An 18,653-nucleotide genomic window follows, 5' to 3' on the forward strand; every position below is an offset into this window, starting at 1 on the left:
CGGGCCACTTTGCCTAAACCGGAAAACAAACTTCAAAAAACAATGATTTGCGTGCGGCAACGACACTCAGACGGTTGTGCGCTCGGTGACGACCCGGCCCGATTCCATGCGCACCAGTTGATCGGCCATGTCGAAATAGCGGTCGTCGTGGGAGATGACGATGATGGTTTTGCCCAGGCGTTTGAGGTCCGGCAGCAGCTCGGTGTAGAAGATGCGGCGGAAGGTCGGGTCCTGGTCGGCGGCCCATTCGTCGAACACCAGTACCGGGCGTTCTTCCAGCCAGGCATTGACCAGCGCCAGGCGCTTGCGCTGGCCGGTGGACAGGTCGGTGGTGGTGAAGCTGCCGTCCTGGACGCTGACCTTGTGCGCAATCTCCAGGCGTTGCAGGTATTTATTGGCGTCTTCGGGGATGTGCCGGTCGCCCTGCACCACGTCATCGAACAGGTAGTAGTCGGCAAAGATCGTGGTGAAGAGTTGGCGGTAGTCGTCGCGGTTCTGCGCATCGATGCCCTGGCCGTTGAGCAGGATTTCACCGTGTTGCGGCGCGTACAGGCCCAGCAGCAACTTGATCAGCGTGGTCTTGCCGCAGCCGTTTTCGCCGACGATGAAAATGATCTCGCCTTGCTCGATAGTCAGGTTCACCGGGCCCAGGCGAAATGCGTCGCTGCCCGGTGCGGCGGGGAAGGCGTAGCTGACGTTGTCCAGTTGCAGACGGTTGACCACGGTCGGCTGGATGCCGTTGTCGTTGAGCAGCAGGTGCGGCTCGGGCGAGGAAAAGCGGTTCGACAGATCGGCAATGCGGCGCAAGGCAATGCGCGCCCGACTCACGATCGGCAAGGTGCTGACCAAGTGTTCAATCGGGCCTTTCATGTACAGCAACACCAGCACAAAGCCGCTCATCACCGCTTTGTCGGCGCTGGGCCAAAGCGATTGCAGGGCCAGCGCCAGGCCGATGACCACGAAGAACAGCATCGAACCCAGGGTCTTGGCGATCACGAAGGTGTTGATCGAACGCACCTGGGTGTTGCAGATGAAATCGGCGGTGCCCTGGATGCCCTTGACGAACATGCGCTGGCGCCGCGGGCGGTGGATGCGCAGCTCCTTGGCGCCGCCGGCAATGGCGTTGTAATGCTTTTGCAAATCGTCTTCGGCGTCACGGGCGGCCATGAAACCCTGGATGCCCTTGCCCTGCGCGTAGAACTGGATGCCGGTGCCGATGGCAATCGCCACCACCATTATCAGGAACATCGGCCACGACAACATTGCCAGGTAACCCATGCAGCCGAGGGTCACGGTCAGGGAAATCGCCAGTGGCGCGAAAGCGAAGGCGAAGTCGCTGATGGTGTCGACGTCGTGGGTCAGCACCGGGATCAGGCGGTGGCTGCGATAGCGTTCGATCTGTTCGATGGGCGCCGAGAGTACTTTTTCCCCCAGCTCTTTGCGCAGCCTGGCAATGATGTGCTGGCCGACGTAGTTGGTGCCGATGTCCGAGCAGATCGAACTGCCCAGGGCCAGCAGGCACAGGCCGCCGAACAGTGCGACCACGCCTTGGGTCAGGCCGTCCGGCGAATGCAGCGCGTTGTTGATGGTGGCCAGGAGTACCGTCACGCTCAGGCCACCGACCATGCCCAGGACAATGGACGTGGCAACGATCAGTCGAAACGGTTTCAACAGGGCCAGTAATTCGCCGATGGCGCCTCGGGTGGGCTGGGTCATGGCAAGCAGTTCCTTGGGTCGTAAGGCAGATACCCAATAGAACGTCTGATGGAGGGCTTTATTTAAATGGTGGGCGACACAAAACCTGTGGGAGCGGGCTTGCTCGCGAAGGCGTCGTGTCAGCCAACATCAACTTTTCTGATCCGCCGCCTTCGCGAGCAAGCCCGCTCCCACAGGGGTTAGGGGGGAGGTTAGAGAGTGCGGACTACACGGAAACCGATCCAGTCGCCACGGGTCTGCGGGTCGATGTCGTTGCGGTTGCCCGAACGGGAAAACACCGGTGCTTCGCCCCAGTCGTTGCCACGGATGCGCAGGGTGTCGCAGTTGGGTTCGGTCCAGGCACTGCCGTCGGTGGGCGCGCCGACATAGTCCGGGTGGTAGCAGTCGGCGATCCACTCATAGACGTTGCCGTGCATGTCGTACAGGCCAAAGGCGTTGGGTGGGTAGCTGCCGACCGGTGAGGAATAGCTGTAGCCATCGGTCGGGCCGTAAGTGTTGGCGTGGGTAGCGATGCTGTATTCGGTGCCGGGGTCGAACGGGAAGGGGAACGGTCCCGTTGACCCGGCACGGGCCGCGTATTCGCGTTGGGCCTCGCTGACGATGTGGTAGTGCTGGCCGGTTTTCAGCGACAGCCAGGCGACATACGCCGAGACTTCGGCGAAGTTCATGCACACGGCAGGCTGGCGCGGACTTTGTGGGTAGCGCGGCTTGCTGTTGATGCACTCGCGGCCGGGGCGGGTGTCGCCATCGGGCAGGGTGGTCCCGGTTTCCTTGAGGTACTGGTCCCATTCAGCGGCGGTGATCTGGTAACGGCTCATGGCAAATGGTTGGGCGAACGTCACTTCATGCATCGGGCCTTCATCAGGCTCGCGGCCAACCTCGTCTTCCGGGGTGCCCATGGTGAATGTGCCGGCGGGCAGCACCACCATTTCCGGGCAATTACGGCAGTCTTTAAAGACCTTGCCCGGCAACGGCGCAGTGTACGCCTGGGCGAGGCTCGGCACGGCGCTGCCGAGCAATGCCAGCAGCATCGGGGTGCCCAGGCGTTTGGCGCGCCACCTGTAGAGGGTGTTTTTCATAAGGCTTCTCGCTTAAGGGAGTCGGCGGTTCAGAGTTTGCTGGCCATCAGTTCCATCAACCTGTCGATGTGCGCTTCGGTATTGAGCAGCCCCGGCGACACACGAATGATCGGCCCGACATCGCGGTCGACGGCGTCACACACCACGCGCTGGTCCATCAGGTAATTGGCGACCTCTTCACAATCGCGGTTCTTGATGCGAAAGAAGGTGAAACCGGCGGAATACTCCGGCGACAGTGGCGTGATCAGCTCCACCGACGGGTGCGCCTGCAAGCGTTTTTTCAGGTAGCTGTTGATGTCGTGAATGCGCGTTGCGACCTCGGCCTTGCCCAGTTCCAGATGCAATTTGAAGGCTTCGGTCAGCGCCCAGCGGTGTTCGAACGAGTGGTAGCCGCCGTAGGTCATCACGGTGGAAAACTGCGTGGCTTCGGAGAAGGTCGGGATGGTCGGGGTCACGTCCTTGAGCTCGTCGGAACGGGCGCAGATGATCCCGGTGCCCCGTGGGCCGAACATCCATTTATGGGTGCCGGCGATGAAGAAATCGCAGTGCATGTCGGGGAAGTCGAGGTTTTCCACGCCGAAGCCGTGGACGCCGTCCACCACGAACAGGATGCGCTCCTTGTCGGCGCGGCCACGGTTTTTTTCTTCCACCAGTTTGCCGATCTCGCCAATCGGCAGCTTTACGCCGCTGCCGGAGTGCACCCAGGTCATGCCCAGCACTCGGGTTTCGGGGCGAATGTTTTTCTCAATCGCGGCCAGCACTTCGGCGGTCGAGACTTTGTACGGGTCTTCGAACAGCCGGATTTTACGAACCTGGGTGCCGTCCTTCTGGGTGCGGTATTCGAACACGCTGTTGGCGGCGTAGTGTTCGTGTTCGCTGGTGAGGATTTCCTGGTCAGGGCGCACGTGGATGCCGGCATAGATCATCGCCAGGCCTTCGGTAGTGCTGCCGGTCAGGGCGATCTGCGACGGCTTGGCCTTCAAGTAACGGCCGGCCCAGACGCGCACCTCTTCTTCGCGACGTTCGGTTTCGCCGCGATGCCAGTCCATGGCCAGGCCGGGGTTGCGGTCGAGGTTGGCACGGTGCATTTCGATGGCTTCACGCACCGGACGCGGGTGCGAAGTCACCAAAAAGTTGGCGAAATGCAGGTAGTTCGGGTCTTGCGTGAACAGTTGGCGCAACTGCTCCCATTTGTCCTTGGGCAAGGGCGCCGGGGCGGCGGCCAGTGCCGGCAGGCTCACGGCCGAGGCCAGGGGAATGCCGGCTGCCAGGATGCCGGCCTGCTTGAGGAATGAACGACGGTTGGTCATGGATTCGGTTCGCTTTGGCAAAAGGAAAAAATCAGTTCCGGACCACGGGCCGGGAGGACTTTTGTACCTGGTCCCAGACCCGCAGGAAGTTGCCGCCCCAGAGCTTGGCGATGTCGGTTTCACTGTAGCCGCGGCTGATCAGTTCGGCGGTCACGTTGCGGGCTTCGCTGACGTCTTTCCAGCCGTCGAGGCCGCCGCCGTCGTTGAAGTCGGAACTGATGCCGACGTGGTCGATGCCGATTTTCTTCACGGCGTAATCGATTGCATCGCCGTAGTCCTTGAGACTGGCCTTGGGTTCTTCGTCGAGGATCGAATAGAGCTGGCTGGCGTACTCGCCGAAACGCTGCTCGGGCCAGACGGTGATCACCGGGTCGCCGGGCATCAAGGCCATCTCCAGACCCTGCAACGGTTGCAGGTCGAAGCGCGCGCGCAGGGCGTTGAGCTTGTCCCGGGTGGCCTGGCTGAGGGGGCGGATGTAAGTCGGGAAACCGACAATCTGCACCACGCCGCCGCTGTTCTTGATCAGCTGCATTTCCGTGTCGCTGAGGTTGCGCGGGATGTCCACCAGCGCTCGCGGTGCCGAGTGCGACGCCACCATCGGCGCGCGGCTCAGTTGCGCGACTTGCTCCAGGGCCTTGGTCGACATCTGCGACACATCGATGATCACGCCCAGGTCGTTGAGGCGATGCACCGCTTGCTTGCCGATGTCCGACAGCCCGCCCAGCGCATCCCGCGAATCATTGAAAAACGGCAGTGGCCGCGACGAGTCGGCCCAGGCGTTATTGCCCACGTAGCTGAAGCCGAACATGCGCATGCCTCGCGCTGCCCACTTGTCCAGGGCGTTGAGGTCATTGCCCAGCGGGTAGGCGTTGAGCATGCTGATGAAGACCGCGAACTTGCCTTCGCCGTGCAGGCGACGGAAGTCGTCGGGGGTGTAGGCGATGGCCACTTGATTGGGGAAGTCACGCACCATCGCGCTGATGATCTTGTAGCGGGTTTCCTGCTCGTGTCGGGCCTCGTCGACGAAACCGGCGGTAGGGCGATGGGGCGCGTTGGGGCCGTTCCAGATTTCCGGCCAGCCGAAAATCGTCAGGGCCGCCCCGGACAGGCGCCCGCGTCCGGTCTTGACCAGGTCGAACTGGCCTTCGCCATCCTTGTCGGCTTCGTTGCCGGCGGTGCCGAAATCCATGGGCACGGTGATGTGGCTGTCGAACGAGAGGATGCGTTCCTGCAGTTGATCGGCCTGTTTCATTACCTTGACCGGGTAACCGGGGTTGTCCCTGAACCCATGATCCCAGACCGCGAAGCCGGCACCGGCACTGATCGCCAGGGCCAGCGGCAGGCCGATGAAAAGAGCCGTTTTCGAACGTGGTTTTGTCATTGCCGTCTCAGTCAGGTTCGCCGTCGAGGATCAGGCCCAGGGGCCTTTGCTATCTGGGAGGAACGAGTGGCTGGGCTGAGAATTTAGGTGTTGGTGCCGGCCTCTTCGCGAGCAAGCCCGCTCCCACATTTGGAATGCGGTTACCTGTGGGAGCGGGCTTGCTCGCGAAGCTCTTAAATTCTGCGGCACAACAAACGTTCTAGCTTGGATAAAGCCTGCTCCATGGCTGACACAGGTAGGGCAATGACGATTTCTCGACGATGGTTCCTCGCGGGGCTGGCGCTGACCGGTGCCGCCGTACCGACGGCGTATTACGGGCATCGCGAACTGAGCAAACCGGACCCGACGATCACCCCCGACGAAGCCTCGTTCGACGTGGCGGATGTTGCCGGCCAGCGCTTGGCGGATACCTTGCGCGGGGTCTGGCAGATTCGCTTCGAAGGTCGTGACGCCGGTATCGAAGGCTTGCCGCTGGAAGGGCTGGAGGTATTTCTCGACATCGGCCACAAAGGTCGTGGCGTTGTCGGTTACCTCGACACCGCCGAACGTTTGCGCTCCACCGAAGAGCCCCGCTACCGGGTGCTCGGCGATCTGTCCGGGGCCAACCCGAAACAGTTGAGTTGGCGATTGCTTGGTGCCAACGGCTGTTGCGATTACGAGTTCGACATGACCCTTGACGAGGTCTGGGCCGGTTTCGGTAACGCCGGTAGCGGCAGCCTCAGTGGGCGCGTGCTGGACCTCAATCGTCCACTGATGCTGACGGCCCAGGACAATCGCTTCATTGCGGTCAAACGGGTATTCCCTGAAGCGCGGGAACGCAGCGGCCTCAATCCGACCCTGCTGGCCTGGCTGGTTTCGCCAGAGCACCGGTTGTTCCATCAGCTCTGGCATGCCTCCCGGGACAAGTGGCACAAGCTGTCTGAAGACCAGCGCGGTGCCTTGCGCGGCATCGGTTGGCAGCCCGGCCCGCGGGACAGGGAGCGCGACGCCCGTGGCCCGCGCAAGGATCGCAATGGTTCGGGCGTGGACTTTTTCTTCATGCACCGGCACATGCTCGGCACGGCGCGTTCGATGCAAGACTTGCCGTCCTGGACGCATTTCCCGTTGCCACAGCCGGAACTGGCGCGGGACCGGCCCGGTTTTGCGCGTTACTTCGACAATCACGACGGCACAGCGCTGCCGCCGACCTGGCTGGCCGAGGACGATGACGAGTACACGCAATGGGTCAGCGACATCAAGACTGGCGAGACGTATCACAGCAATTTCCAGGTCTGGGAATCGCGCTACCGCGACCCGCGTTATCTGTCGCAGCTGACCCTCGGCCAGTTCGGTTCGGAGGTTGAACTGGGCTTGCACGACTGGTTGCACATGCGCTGGGCTTCGGTGCCGCGTGATCCGTCCAACGGTCAGCCGGTGCCGTTCGCCCGGGATCCTGCGGACTTTTCTGCACGCTGGTTTGCACCGGAAAACGATTTTCTCGGCGACCCGTTTTCTTCCCATGTGAGCCCGGTGTTCTGGCATTTCCACGGCTGGATCGATGATCGCCTGGAGGACTGGTTTCGCGCCCACGAGCGCTTCCATCCGGGGCAGGTCCGTCGGTTGCAGGTCAATGGCGTGCCCTGGTTTGCGCCGGGGCGCTGGGTCGAGATCGATGACCCTTGGCTCGGCCCGATCACCCACGGTTGCAGCCCCACGCCGGGGTTGCAGGTCGGCAAGTCGGTGGAAATGGACCCGGAAACCATGAAGCTGGCGTTGCGCATTACCTTTGGCGAGGACGAAAAGAAACTGAAGGATTTGCTCCGCAAGGTGCCGCAGCGGCCGTGGTATGCGCGCAATTTGAAGGCCAGGCAAAGTCAGGCTTGATAGCCGCGTTATCGTTGAATCGAGAAGGCAGGGGTGTTGATGTTGAATGTTCCTGCCCCTTCGCGAGCAAGCCCGCTCCCACAGTAGATCTTCAGTGAATGCAAAGCCTGTGTACGACCAGGATCAAAGGTGGGAGCGAGCTTGCTCGCGAAGGCGTCCTGACAGGCAATGTTGATGTTGGATGTACCGGCCCCTTCGCGAGCAAGCTCGCTCCCACAGTAGATCTTCAGTGAACACAAAACCTGTGTACGACCAGGATCAAAGGTGGGAGCGAGCTTGCTCGCGAAGGCGTCCTGACAGGCAATGTTGATGTTGGATGTACCGGCCCCTTCGCGAGCAAGCCCGCTCCCACAGTAGATCTTCAGTGAACACAAAACCTGCGTACGACCAGGATCAAAGGTGGGAGCGAGCTTGCTCGCGAAGGCGTCCTGACAGGCAATGTTGATGTTGGATGTACCGGCCCCTTCGCGAGCAAGCCCGCTCCCACAGTAGATCTTCAGTGAACACAAAACCTGTGTACGACCAGGACCAAAGGTGGGAGCGGGCTTGCTCGCGAAGGCGTCCTGACAGGCAATGTTGATGTTGGATGTACCGGCCCCTTCGCGAGCAAGCCCGCTCCCACAGTAGATCTTCAGTGAACACAAAACCTGCGTACGACCAGGATCAAAGGTGGGAGCGAGCTTGCTCGCGAAGGCGTCCTGACAGGCAATGTTGATGTTGGATGTACCGGCCCCTTCGCGAGCAAGCCCGCTCCCACAGTAGATCTTCAGTGAACACAAAACCTGTGTACGACCAGGATCAAAGGTGGGAGCGAGCTTGCTCGCGAAGGCGTCCTGACAGGCAATGTTGATGTTGGATGTACCGGCCCCTTCGCGAGCAAGCCCGCTCCCACAGTAGAACTTCAGTGAACACAAAACCTGTGTACGACCAGGATCAAAGGTGGGAGCGGGCTTGCTCGCGAAGGCGTCCTGACAGGCAGCGCAATTAAAGAACCTGCCACCCCCCACCCAACGCCTTGTACAACGCAATGCTCGCCTGCATCCGTGACAAGCGCAGTTGTACGTTCAAATCCTGCGCCGCGTACAGCGTGCGCTGCGTTTCCAGCACCGTCAGCAAATCCTCGGCCCCGGCCCGATAACGGCTTTGCGCGATGTTGAACGCGGTTTGCGCCTGGCTCAATTCTTCGCTCTGCCATTGGCGCTGTTCATCCAGTCCGCGAATGCTGTTGAGGGCTTTTTCGACGTCGGCGAAGCCATTGATGATTGCGCCGCGATAGGTCTCCAGCAGTTCTTCCTGGCGCGCCATGGCCTTGTCGCGCTGGGCAGCGAGGCGGCCGTTGTTGAACACCGGCGCGAGCAGTCCGGCGGTGAGGTTGTAGAAGGGGCTGCGCAGAATGTCGTCGGCCCGGTCGGCGCCGGAGCCGAGTTCGGCGGTGAAGGTCACAGTCGGCAGCATCGCGGCGCGGGCGACGGTGACGTCGGCCTGGGCAGCGGCCAGTTGCGCCTCGGCCCGGGCAATGTCCGGGCGGCGCCTGAGCAACAGGCTGGGCACCCCGGCGTCAATTGCCGGCCAGGTCAGTTGATCGAAACGTTCCTGGCCCAACGCCAGCGCCTGAACCGGTCGGCCGAGCAGGGCGGCGAGGCTGATCCGCGCATCCTCGGCCTGTTGCTGCACCAGCGGCAACTGGCGTTGCTGCGCCGCCACCAGGCTTTTTTGCTGTGCCAGTTCCAGGGCCGTGGCCGAACCCGAATCGAAGCGGGTCTGCACCAGTTTCAGCACGCTTTGCGCATTGGCCAGGTTCAACCCGGCGATGCGGCTCTGCTCCTGCAACGACAAGGCTTGCGCGTAGCCATTGGCGACACCGCTGAGCAGCGTCAGCTCCACGGTGGCCTGATCGAACTCGCTGGCTTTCAGACTGGATTGCGCGCTGTCGCGACTGGCCCGTTGACCACCCCAGAAGTCGATTTCGTAGCTGGCAGTCAGGTTCGCAGTGAAGTAGTCGACGGCGTCGTTATCGCTGTCGGCGTCGAGCTGACTGTAGCCGCTGCCACGCAGCAGCTTCTGGCGATTGGCATTGGCCTCGGCCTTGACCTCCGGCAATTGCGAGCCGCCGGCGATGACCGTGTCGGCCCGGGCCTGGCGCACCCGGGCGATGGCGGCGGCCAAATCGTAACTGCCGAGCCGCGCCTGTTCGATCAGGCGACCCAGTTGCGGGCTGCCGAAGCGGTTCCACCATTGTTGGTTGTCGTGGGCTGCACCGACGGTGTGCGGCGATTGCCAGGTGGCTGGAGGCTGGATGCCGCTGTCGGGGCGCTGGGCCGGGCTGCCGCAGGCGCTGAGCAACAGGCACAGGGTTAACACACTGAGTGGCGGCTTCATCAATCGATCATTCACTGGTAAGGGCCGTGACCGGGTCGAGTCGGGCAGCTTTGCGGGCCGGCATGTAGCCGAAAACAACACCGGTAACCAGGGCGCAACCGAAGGCGCCCAGCACCGCTATCAGGGAGAATGCGACAGCGACTTCGCTGAAAATCAGCACGCCACCGACGATCAGCGCCAGGGCAATCCCGGTGAGGCCGCCCACCACCGAAAGCATCACCGCTTCGGTGAGGAACTGGCGCAGGATGTCGCGCTGGCGGGCACCGGTGGCCATGCGAATACCGATCTCGCGGGTACGTTCGCGCACGGTCATGAGCATGATGTTCATCACGCCGATCCCGCCCACCAGCAGCGAAATCGCGGCAATCGAGCCGAGCATCAGCGACAGGGTGTTTTGCGTGCGCGCTTCGGCCTGGATCATCGCGGCGTTGTTGGTCAGTTCGAAATCGTGCTTGCCGTTGTGCAGGCGCAACATCAATTGCTCGATGGCCTTTTCGGTCTCCCTGACCTTGCGCGCGTCGGCGGCGGCGATGGCGATGTACTCGGGATTGTGCGTGCCGAACAGGCGCACACTGGCGGCGGAGTAGGGGATGGCGATGCGGTCGTCGCTGTCGGAGTCGCCGGAGCTGGCGCCTTTTTCCGCGAGCACGCCGACCACTTGGAACGGTACGTTTTCGATCAGGATGTACTGCCCGATCGGGTTGGCCACGTCCTTGAGCAATTTGGTCCGCACCTTGTGCCCGATCACCGCGACCGCTGCGGCGTTCTGTTCGTCAGCGTGGGTGAAGTAGCTGCCTTCGACCACCGGCCAGTTGAAGATCGCCGGGAAATTGGTGTCGTTGCCGCCGACATAGCTCATGTGATCAAGGTTGCCGAAGCGCACCCCGGCCTCCTGGCCGTTGACCGGCATGATCCGCATGACCTGGGGCAAGCTGGCAATCGCCGCGACTTCATCCAGCGTGACAATACCCATTGGCGTGCGCGGGTTGGGCGCCGAGCCGCTGAGGTAAATGATGTTGGACCCGAACGCGCCCATCTGCGCCATCACCTGGCGTTTGCTGCCTTCGCCCACGGCCAGCATCACCACCACCGAGGCGACGCCGATGATGATCCCGAGCAGGGTCAACGCGGTGCGAAACTTATTGATCCACATCACTCGCCACGCCGCTTGCACGGCATCGACCAATTCACCTTTCCAGGCGCCAGTCGCTTCAGCGCCTTCGCTCAGGCGCTTGCGCAGGTCTACCGCTTGCAGGGCGCCGGGGTTGGCCGAGTGTTGCGCGGCAGGGTTGTCCCTGACGCTGTCACTGATGATCAAGCCGTCGCGGATCTCGATGATGCGTTTGGCCCGGGCCGCCACTTCGCGGTCGTGAGTGATGAGGATCACCACGTGGCCCTGGCTCGCCAGTTCGTCGAGCAGAGCCATTACCTCGGCGCCACTGTGGCTGTCGAGGGCGCCGGTGGGTTCGTCGGCAAGGATGATGTGGCCGCCGTTCATCAAGGCGCGGGCAATCGACACCCGTTGCTGTTGCCCGCCCGAGAGTTGATGCGGACGGTTGCCGGTTCGCGAGGCCAGGCCGAGGCGGTCGAGCAGGGCAGCGGCGCGGGCGTGGCGTTCGGCGGCCGGGGTGCCTGCGTAGATCGCCGGCATTTCGACGTTTTCCTGGGCCGAACCGGACGGAATCAGGTGATAACCCTGGAACACAAAACCAAAGGCTTCGCGACGCAGCCAGGCCAGCTCGTCGCTGTCGAGGGCCGCGACGTTTTCCCCGGCGAAGCGGTATTCGCCCGAAGTCGGGCGGTCGAGGCAGCCGAGGATGTTCATCAGCGTCGACTTGCCGGAGCCGGAGGCGCCGACAATCGCCACGAACTCTCCGGCATGGATCGACAGGTCGATGCCGCGCAACACTTGGACTTCAGGCGCGTCGCCACCGCCGTAGGCTTTGCGGATGTCCGAAAGGTCGATCAGGGGCGTGTGCATTCAGCCGCCACTCCCGTCGGCCGGGCCGATCAACAGATGATCGCCTTCCTGCAGGCCGTCGAGGATCTGTACGCGCAGGCGATCACTGATGCCGGTATGGACGTCGCGTTGCTGGATGTCGCCGTTTTTGGCGACGACTTGGGCCGTTTGGCGATCAGCCTCGGTGCCGCTTTGCAGGGCGGCGATGGGCGCGGTCAGGACGTTCTTCGCCTGATCGGCGACGAAAAACACTTGGGTGGTCATTTCTGCCATCAGCGCGTTATCGGCGTTGTCGACGTCCAGCAACACGGTGTACAGCACCACGCGGGCACTCCCGCTTTTGCTGCTGCTGGCGGGGCTGCCGCCGCCCTGGCTGGTCTGGTCCAGTGGCTTGGGCGGCACGGGGAGAATTTGCCGCACGGTGCTGGTCCAGCGCCGGGTGCCGCCGCTCAAGGTGGTGAACCAGGCGTGCATGCCGGGTTTGACGTGGCCGATGTCGGCCTCCGACACCTCGGCCCACACGGTCATCGGCGACAGCCTGGCGATGCGCAAAATCAGCGGCGTCTGCTGCTGGGCGTTGAGGGTCTGGCCCTCGCGGGCATCCAGCGCCACCACTGTGCCAGCCATTGGTGCATAAATCCGCGTGTAGCCCAACTCGGCCTGGTCGCTACGCAAGCTGGCCCGGGCCTGGCGGATCTGCGCCTGGAACATGTCGACCCGTGCCTGGGTGGCGCGCAGTTCGGCCTGGGCGGTCTGCACGTCTTCTTCACGGGTGGCGCCGCCGGCGGCGAGGTTCTGTTGACGCTGGTATTTCTGCCGGGCCAGCTGGTGTTGCGCCCGTTGCTCCTGCAGCTGCGCCTTGAGGTTTTCGATGGAGAAGCGCCCGGCATCGAGTTTGGCCTGTTGCGTGGACGGGTCGATTTCCACCAGCAACTGGCCTTCCTTGACGGCATCCCCGACTTCCACGTGGATCTTGTGGATCTGCCCGGAGGCCTGGGCACCGACATCGACATAGCGCCGCGGTTGCAGGGTGCCCAATGCGGTGACGCTGCTTTCAATGTCGGCGCGGCTGACCTGGACGGTAGCGAACTGGTCGCGGCCCGGCGGGATGAACTGCCAGGCGGCGACGGCAACCACGGGGATCAGACAAAGTGCAGCAAACAGGGCGCGTCGGGTCTGTCTGGGACGTTTCATGCAGGGTTCCGGCCTGGGGAAATCGGCCCGTCGTTCAGCGGCGAGTCGATGGCTGAACACTGCCGGCAGGGCCGGGCAGGGACGGGGAGATGTCCTGTAAACGATGAACCGGGCGCGGAATTTAGGCGACGACACCATCTAATGTGGGAGCGGGCTTGCTCGCGAAGAGGCCGGCACATTCACCATTTATGTTGCCTGATGCACCGCCTTCGCGAGCAAGCCCGCTCCCACATAGACCAGCACTATTTATCGGGCAAGGCGACGCAGTACTTTAAATCTATATGAGAATTACTATAAATTACGCGACTCGAATTGCCACTATCGTGCCACTGCGTGATTCAGCGGTCGCCGAAACGGCTCAAGGATAGAAACCGCGCCCCTGTGCGGACGGGAGTCATGTTGGAAAACTACTATCGTGAGCTGGTGTGTTTCCTGAACGCCAGGCTGGGCAACCGTCAGGCGGCCGAAGATGTGGTTCATGACGCTTATCTGCGCGTGCTGGAACGCACCAGCGAAGCGCCGATCGAGCAGCCCCGCGCATTCCTGTATCGCACCGCATTGAATCTGGTCATCGATGACCATCGGCGCAACGCCTTGCGTCGCGCCGAGCCACTGGAGGTGCTCGACAGCGAAGAACGCTACTTCACGCCCTCGCCGCACAAGGTCCTCGATCACGGCCAGCGCCTGGACATGCTCCAGCGTGCTTTGTCGGAGCTGCCACGGCTGTGCCGCGAGAGCTTCCTGTTGCGCAAGATCGAGGGCTTGTCCCATCCGCAAATCGCCGAGCAACTGGGCATTTCCCGTGCACTGGTCGAAAAGCACATCGTCAATGCCATGAAGCATTGCCGTGTGCGGATGCGTCAGTGGGATGGCCACTGATCCCCCGGACTCATCAAACCTCGTTAAATTTTGTTTCATTGTCCTCGTTCCTACTCAACAGACGACCTGTTGTGCGGCCCAAGGCCTGTCAGGTTACTTAGGTTCAATGCCCCGTTTTTGAGGGGAACATCCAGAGGACACTGGAAATGACACAGGCAATTGCATCGCCCCTCGTTCACGACCTGATCGGCGTCGGTTTCGGCCCGTCGAACCTGGCACTGGCCATCGCGCTGCAAGAACGCGGGGCGAGCCAGGGCGAACTGGATGTGCTGTTTCTAGACAAACAGGCGGACTACCGCTGGCACGGCAACACCCTGGTGACCCAGAGCGAGTTGCAGATTTCCTTCCTCAAGGACCTGGTGACCCTGCGCAATCCGACCAGCCCTTACTCGTTCGTCAATTACCTCAAAGCCCACGGGCGCTTGGTGGACTTTATCAACCTGGGCACCTTCTATCCGTGTCGCATGGAGTACAACGACTACCTGCGCTGGGTCGCCGGGCAGTTCACCGGGCAAAGCCGCTACGGCGAAGAGGTTCTGACCATCGAGCCGGTGCTGCACAACCATCAGGTCGAGGCATTGCGGGTGATTTCCCGCGATGCGAGCGGGCATCAACAGGTACGCACCACCCGTTCGGTGGTGGTCAGCGCCGGTGGCACGCCGCGCATTCCCGAAGTGTTCAAGGCACTCAAGGATGACGGCCGGGTGTTCCACCATTCCCAATACCTGGCGCAGATGGCCAGGCAGCCATGCGTGGACAATCGGCCGATGCGCATTGCGATCATCGGCGGCGGGCAGAGCGCGGCGGAAGCCTTCATCGATTTGAACGACAGCTTCCCGTCGGTGCAGGTCGACATGATCCTGCGCGGCTCGGCACTCAAGCCAGCCGACGACAGCCCCTTCGTCAATGAAGTGTTCTCGCCGGAGTTCACCGACCTGGTGTTCCAGCAGCCCGACAGCGAGCGTGAGCGACTGGTGAACGAGTACCACAACACCAACTACTCGGTGGTGGACATCGATCTGATCGAGCGCATCTACGGCATCTTCTACCGGCAGAAAGTCTCGGGCATCGCCCGCCATGCGTTCCACACCCTGACCACCATTGAAAACGCCACAGCCAACGAACGCGGCGTCGAACTGGTGTTGCGCAACAACGCCAGCGGTGAAGCCTCGGTTCGTCACTACGACGCCGTGGTCCTGGCCACCGGTTACGAGCGGCAGATGCACCGCAAGCTGCTGGCGCCGCTGGAGGAGTACCTGGGTGACTTCGAGGTCGATCGCCACTACAAACTGATCACCGATGAACGCTGCAAGGCCGGTCTCTACATGCAGGGCTTCTGCCAGGCCAGCCATGGGCTGAGCGACACCTTGCTGTCGATCCTGCCGATTCGTGCCGATGAAATAGCTGGCTCTTTGTATGAGCATGGCAAGCATCGCGGGCATGGCCGGTCGGTGGTGGATCTGTTGTTGGCGACTGCCAGCTGAGATTTGTGGCGTCTGTGAGGCCCTCTTCGCGAGCAAGCCCGCTCCCACAATGGACCTGTGTTCGCCGGACCAATGTGGGAGCGGGCTTGCTCGCGAAGGGGCCATGGAAAACACCACTAATATCGAATCCTGAACCCTTCCTGAAGAACCCCGCGATTCCCCTTCAGCTCGGCAATGCCTGGTTTACTCTGCAAAAACCGGGGCGTAAGCTTCGCGCGTTTTCATCCATTACGGAGACCCACAGTGGGTACTTGTTCGAGTGACAGTTGTCGGCCGGTCTCGGTAACCGGCATTTTCTCGGCAAGATAACGCGCAGTCTCCTGTGCCGTTGTCTCGCCGAAAAGCGAGCAGCGGCATCCCGGTCATGGCCAATCCTGGTCGTGTCCCGACGCCCCTCTCATCGACGCTGAACAGTGCGTGGTTTCGACTTTTTGTCGTGGCCGCCGCTCTATCGACACGCCTGTCATTCGTGACCGGCGCGCCAGGCCTTGCCATGCCGGTTGTTCCGGCGGCAGCGGCGTGGACTTGCCTGCTTGACGGTTTCCCGGCTGACCAAAGGGGCACCAGCCATGAAACTTACCCTCAAGGAATTCTTCGCAGGTTTCCTGCGCAACCGCCACATCGCCCGACACTTTCGTCGCCTGGCGTTGCTGGAATCCTTCACCGACACCACGGTCAGCCGTGAAGTCCCGCCGACCCTGGCACAAACCCTGGTGGCCGCTGCCGGCAGTGAAACGGGCCAGTTGCTCAACTCACTCGGCACCCACACCGACGGCTTGAGCGAACTCGAAGCCGCTGCCCTGCGCGAGCAATATGGCCTCAACGAAGTCGAGCACGAGCAGCCGCTACCCTGGTGGACGCACCTGTGGCACTGCTACAAAAATCCGTTCAATCTGCTGCTGACGTTGCTGGCGGTCATTTCCTGGCTGACCGAAGACATGAAAGCCGCCATCGTGATTTTTTCCATGGTGGTGCTTTCGACCTTGCTGCGTTTCTGGCAGGAATCCAAATCCAACCAGGCCGCCGATGCCCTCAAGGCCATGGTCAGTAACACGGCCACAGTGATACGCCGGGACCTTGAAGACCTCAGCGCGCAGCGCATCGAATTGCCGATCAAGCAACTGGTGCCGGGCGACCTGATCGTGCTGTCCGCCGGTGACATGATTCCCGCCGATTGCCGGGTGCTCAGTGCCAAGGACCTGTTCGTCAGCCAGGCGGCGATGACCGGTGAATCGATGCCGGTGGAAAAATTTCCTCGCCAGCAGGACCGCGACACGCGCAATCCGCTGGACCTGGACAACATCCTGTTCATGGGCACCAACGTGGTGTCGGGCACGGCGCTGGCGGTGATCCTCACCACCGGCAACAGCACCTATTTCGGCGCCCTGGCCCAGCGCGTGGGCGCAACCGACCGGGCGCCGACTTCGTTCCAGACCGGGGTCAACAAAGTCAGCTGGCTGCTGATCCGCTTCATGTTCGTCATGGCGCCGCTGGTGTTGTTCATCAACGGTTTCACCAAGGGCGACTGGACCGAAGCGCTGCTGTTCGCACTGTCGATTGCCGTGGGCCTGACCCCGGAAATGCTGCCGATGATCGTGACATCGACCCTGGCCAAAGGCGCGGTGTTCCTGTCGCGCAAAAAAGTCATCGTCAAACGCCTCGACGCCATTCAGAACTTCGGCGCGATGGACGTGTTGTGCACCGACAAGACCGGCACCCTGACCCAGGACAAGATCTTCCTGGCGCGCAATGTCGATGTCTGGGGCTGCGACTCCGATGACGTGCTGGAAATGGCCTACCTCAACAGCTACTACCAGACCGGCTTGAAGAACCTGCTGGATGTGGCGGTGCTCGAACACGTCGAGGTCCATCGTGAGCTAAAAGTCGGCACGGCGTTTCGCAAGGTCGACGAGATTCCGTTCGACTTCACTCGCCGGCGCATGTCGGTGGTGGTCGCCGAGCACGAGCAACCGCACCTGCTGATCTGCAAGGGCGCGGTGGAAGAAGTGCTGGCGGTCTGCTCGCGGGTTCGTCACGGCGAAGTCGATGAAGTATTGACCGAAGAACTGCTGGCGCGCATTCGTCAAGTCACGGCCACCCTCAACGCCGAGGGCTTGCGGGTGGTTGCCGTAGCAGCCCGGTCAATGATTGAAGGACGCGACACGTACAGCCTGGCCGACGAACAGGCACTGACACTGATCGGTTACGTAGCGTTTCTCGACCCACCGAAAGAAAGCACCGCCCCGGCCCTCAAGGCCCTGGCGGCGCACGGCGTGGCGGTGAAAGTGCTGACCGGCGACAACGAACTGGTGACGGCGAAAATCTGCCGCGAAGTCGGCCTGGAGCAGCAAGGCCTGCTGCTGGGCAACGACATAGAGCGCATGACGGATGCCGAGCTGGCGAAGGCGGTGGAGACCACCAACGTCTTCGCCAGACTGACGCCGTCGCACAAGGAGCGCATCGTCCGTCTGCTCAAGGGCAATGGCCATGTGGTCGGTTTCATGGGGGACGGCATCAACGATGCCCCGGCGCTGCGCACCGCCGACATCGGTATTTCGGTGGACAGCGCCGTGGACATCGCCAAGGAGGCGGCCGACATCATCCTTCTGGAAAAGAGCCTGATGGTGCTGGAGGAGGGCGTGCTGGAAGGGCGCCGGACCTTCGCCAACATGCTCAAGTACATCAAGATGACCGCCAGTTCGAACTTCGGCAACGTGTTCTCGGTGCTGGTGGCCAGTGCGTTTATCCCGTTCCTGCCAATGCTGCCGATGCATCTGCTGGTGCAGAACCTGCTCTACGACATTTCGCAGATCGCCATTCCGTTCGATAACGTCGATGACGAAATGCTCAAGCAACCGCAACGCTGGCAGCCGGCGGATGTCGGGCGCTTCATGCTGTTTTTCGGGCCGATCAGTTCGATCTTCGACATCACCACGTTCGCCTTGATGTGGTACGTGTTCGATGCCAACACCCCGGATCACCAGACCCTGTTCCAGTCCGGCTGGTTCGTGGTCGGGCTGCTGACCCAGACGCTGATCGTGCACATGATCCGCACGCCGAAGATCCCGTTCCTGCAAAGCCGCGCGGCCATGCCGTTGCTGGTGATGACCGCACTGATCATGGCTGTGGGGATTTTCCTGCCGATGGGGCCGCTGGCGCATTACTTCAAACTGCAGGCGCTGCCGTCGCTGTACTTCGTGTTCCTGCCGGTGATCCTGCTGGCATACATGGCGCTGACCCAGGCGGTAAAAGGGTTCTACATCCGCCGGTTCGGCTGGCAATAAAGCCGCAAAACCTGTGGGAGCGGGCTTGCTCGCGAATGCGATGTATCAGTCACCATCATCATCGACTGACCCACCGCTTTCGCGAGCAAGCCCGCTCCCACAGGGGATCGTGTGTTTTTCAAGG

General features: G+C 61.9%; 12 protein-coding genes. 4 read left to right on the top strand and 8 right to left on the bottom strand.

What is annotated here, in order from left to right; genetic code table 11:
* Positions 1-66: 66 nt before the first annotated feature.
* From ABIA48_RS23760 to pvdM, 4 genes are all read right to left on the bottom strand, one after another.
* Complete coding sequence (locus ABIA48_RS23760; protein ID WP_429491761.1) at positions 67-1,716, bottom strand: cyclic peptide export ABC transporter; 1,650 nt, start codon at positions 1,714-1,716, stop codon at positions 67-69.
* Positions 1,717-1,907: 191 nt separating this feature from the next.
* Complete coding sequence (locus tag ABIA48_RS23765; RefSeq protein ID WP_429491763.1) at positions 1,908-2,795, bottom strand: formylglycine-generating enzyme family protein; 888 nt, start codon at positions 2,793-2,795, stop codon at positions 1,908-1,910.
* A gap of 29 nt (positions 2,796-2,824) precedes the next feature.
* Positions 2,825-4,105, bottom strand: coding sequence for an aminotransferase class V-fold PLP-dependent enzyme (locus ABIA48_RS23770; protein WP_429491765.1), 1,281 nt, complete (start codon positions 4,103-4,105; stop codon positions 2,825-2,827).
* 31 nt (positions 4,106-4,136) lie between these two features.
* A complete protein-coding gene (pvdM, locus tag ABIA48_RS23775) occupies positions 4,137-5,486 on the bottom strand; it encodes a pyoverdine-tailoring dipeptidase-like protein PvdM (RefSeq protein WP_429491767.1) in 1,350 nt (449 codons plus the stop codon).
* Between the two features lie 243 nt (positions 5,487-5,729).
* Between pvdM and ABIA48_RS23780 the strand changes: the two genes are divergently transcribed.
* Entirely contained in the window at positions 5,730-7,349 is a 1,620-nt protein-coding gene (locus ABIA48_RS23780) for a PvdJ/PvdD/PvdP-like protein (protein ID WP_429491769.1), read from the top strand.
* Positions 7,350-7,357: 8 nt separating this feature from the next.
* Here ABIA48_RS23780 and ABIA48_RS23785 read toward each other — a convergent pair whose 3' ends face one another.
* The 4 genes from ABIA48_RS23785 to ABIA48_RS23800 all read right to left on the bottom strand — a co-directional run bounded on the left by ABIA48_RS23785 (position 7,358) and on the right by ABIA48_RS23800 (position 12,882).
* The gene (locus ABIA48_RS23785) at positions 7,358-8,263 is read right to left on the bottom strand and encodes a hypothetical protein (protein WP_429491771.1); all 906 of its coding nucleotides are present in this window, start codon (positions 8,261-8,263) and stop codon (positions 7,358-7,360) included.
* Between the two features lie 70 nt (positions 8,264-8,333).
* Positions 8,334-9,728 carry an efflux transporter outer membrane subunit gene (locus ABIA48_RS23790; protein WP_429491773.1) on the bottom strand — a complete coding sequence of 465 codons (1,395 nt, stop codon included), beginning with the start codon at positions 9,726-9,728 and terminating at the stop codon, positions 8,334-8,336.
* Positions 9,729-9,735: 7 nt separating this feature from the next.
* Entirely contained in the window at positions 9,736-11,709 is a 1,974-nt protein-coding gene (locus ABIA48_RS23795) for a MacB family efflux pump subunit (RefSeq protein WP_429491775.1), read from the bottom strand.
* A complete protein-coding gene (locus ABIA48_RS23800) occupies positions 11,710-12,882 on the bottom strand; it encodes an efflux RND transporter periplasmic adaptor subunit (protein WP_429491778.1) in 1,173 nt (390 codons plus the stop codon). It lies immediately after the preceding gene.
* Between the two features lie 396 nt (positions 12,883-13,278).
* Between ABIA48_RS23800 and ABIA48_RS23805 the strand changes: the two genes are divergently transcribed.
* The 3 genes from ABIA48_RS23805 to mgtA all read left to right on the top strand — a co-directional run bounded on the left by ABIA48_RS23805 (position 13,279) and on the right by mgtA (position 18,529).
* Positions 13,279-13,761: a sigma-70 family RNA polymerase sigma factor gene (locus tag ABIA48_RS23805; RefSeq protein WP_007982273.1), complete on the top strand. Its 483-nt coding sequence runs from the start codon at positions 13,279-13,281 to the stop codon at positions 13,759-13,761.
* 146 nt (positions 13,762-13,907) lie between these two features.
* Positions 13,908-15,245, top strand: coding sequence for a lysine N(6)-hydroxylase/L-ornithine N(5)-oxygenase family protein (locus ABIA48_RS23810; protein WP_429491780.1), 1,338 nt, complete (start codon positions 13,908-13,910; stop codon positions 15,243-15,245).
* A 569-nt stretch (positions 15,246-15,814) separates the two neighbouring features.
* The gene (gene mgtA, locus ABIA48_RS23815) at positions 15,815-18,529 is read left to right on the top strand and encodes a magnesium-translocating P-type ATPase (protein ID WP_429491782.1); all 2,715 of its coding nucleotides are present in this window, start codon (positions 15,815-15,817) and stop codon (positions 18,527-18,529) included.
* Positions 18,530-18,653 lie beyond the last annotated feature (124 nt).

It is taken from the genome of Pseudomonas sp. S30_BP2TU TE3576 (assembly GCF_050436025.1).
Taxonomy (GTDB): domain Bacteria; phylum Pseudomonadota; class Gammaproteobacteria; order Pseudomonadales; family Pseudomonadaceae; genus Aquipseudomonas.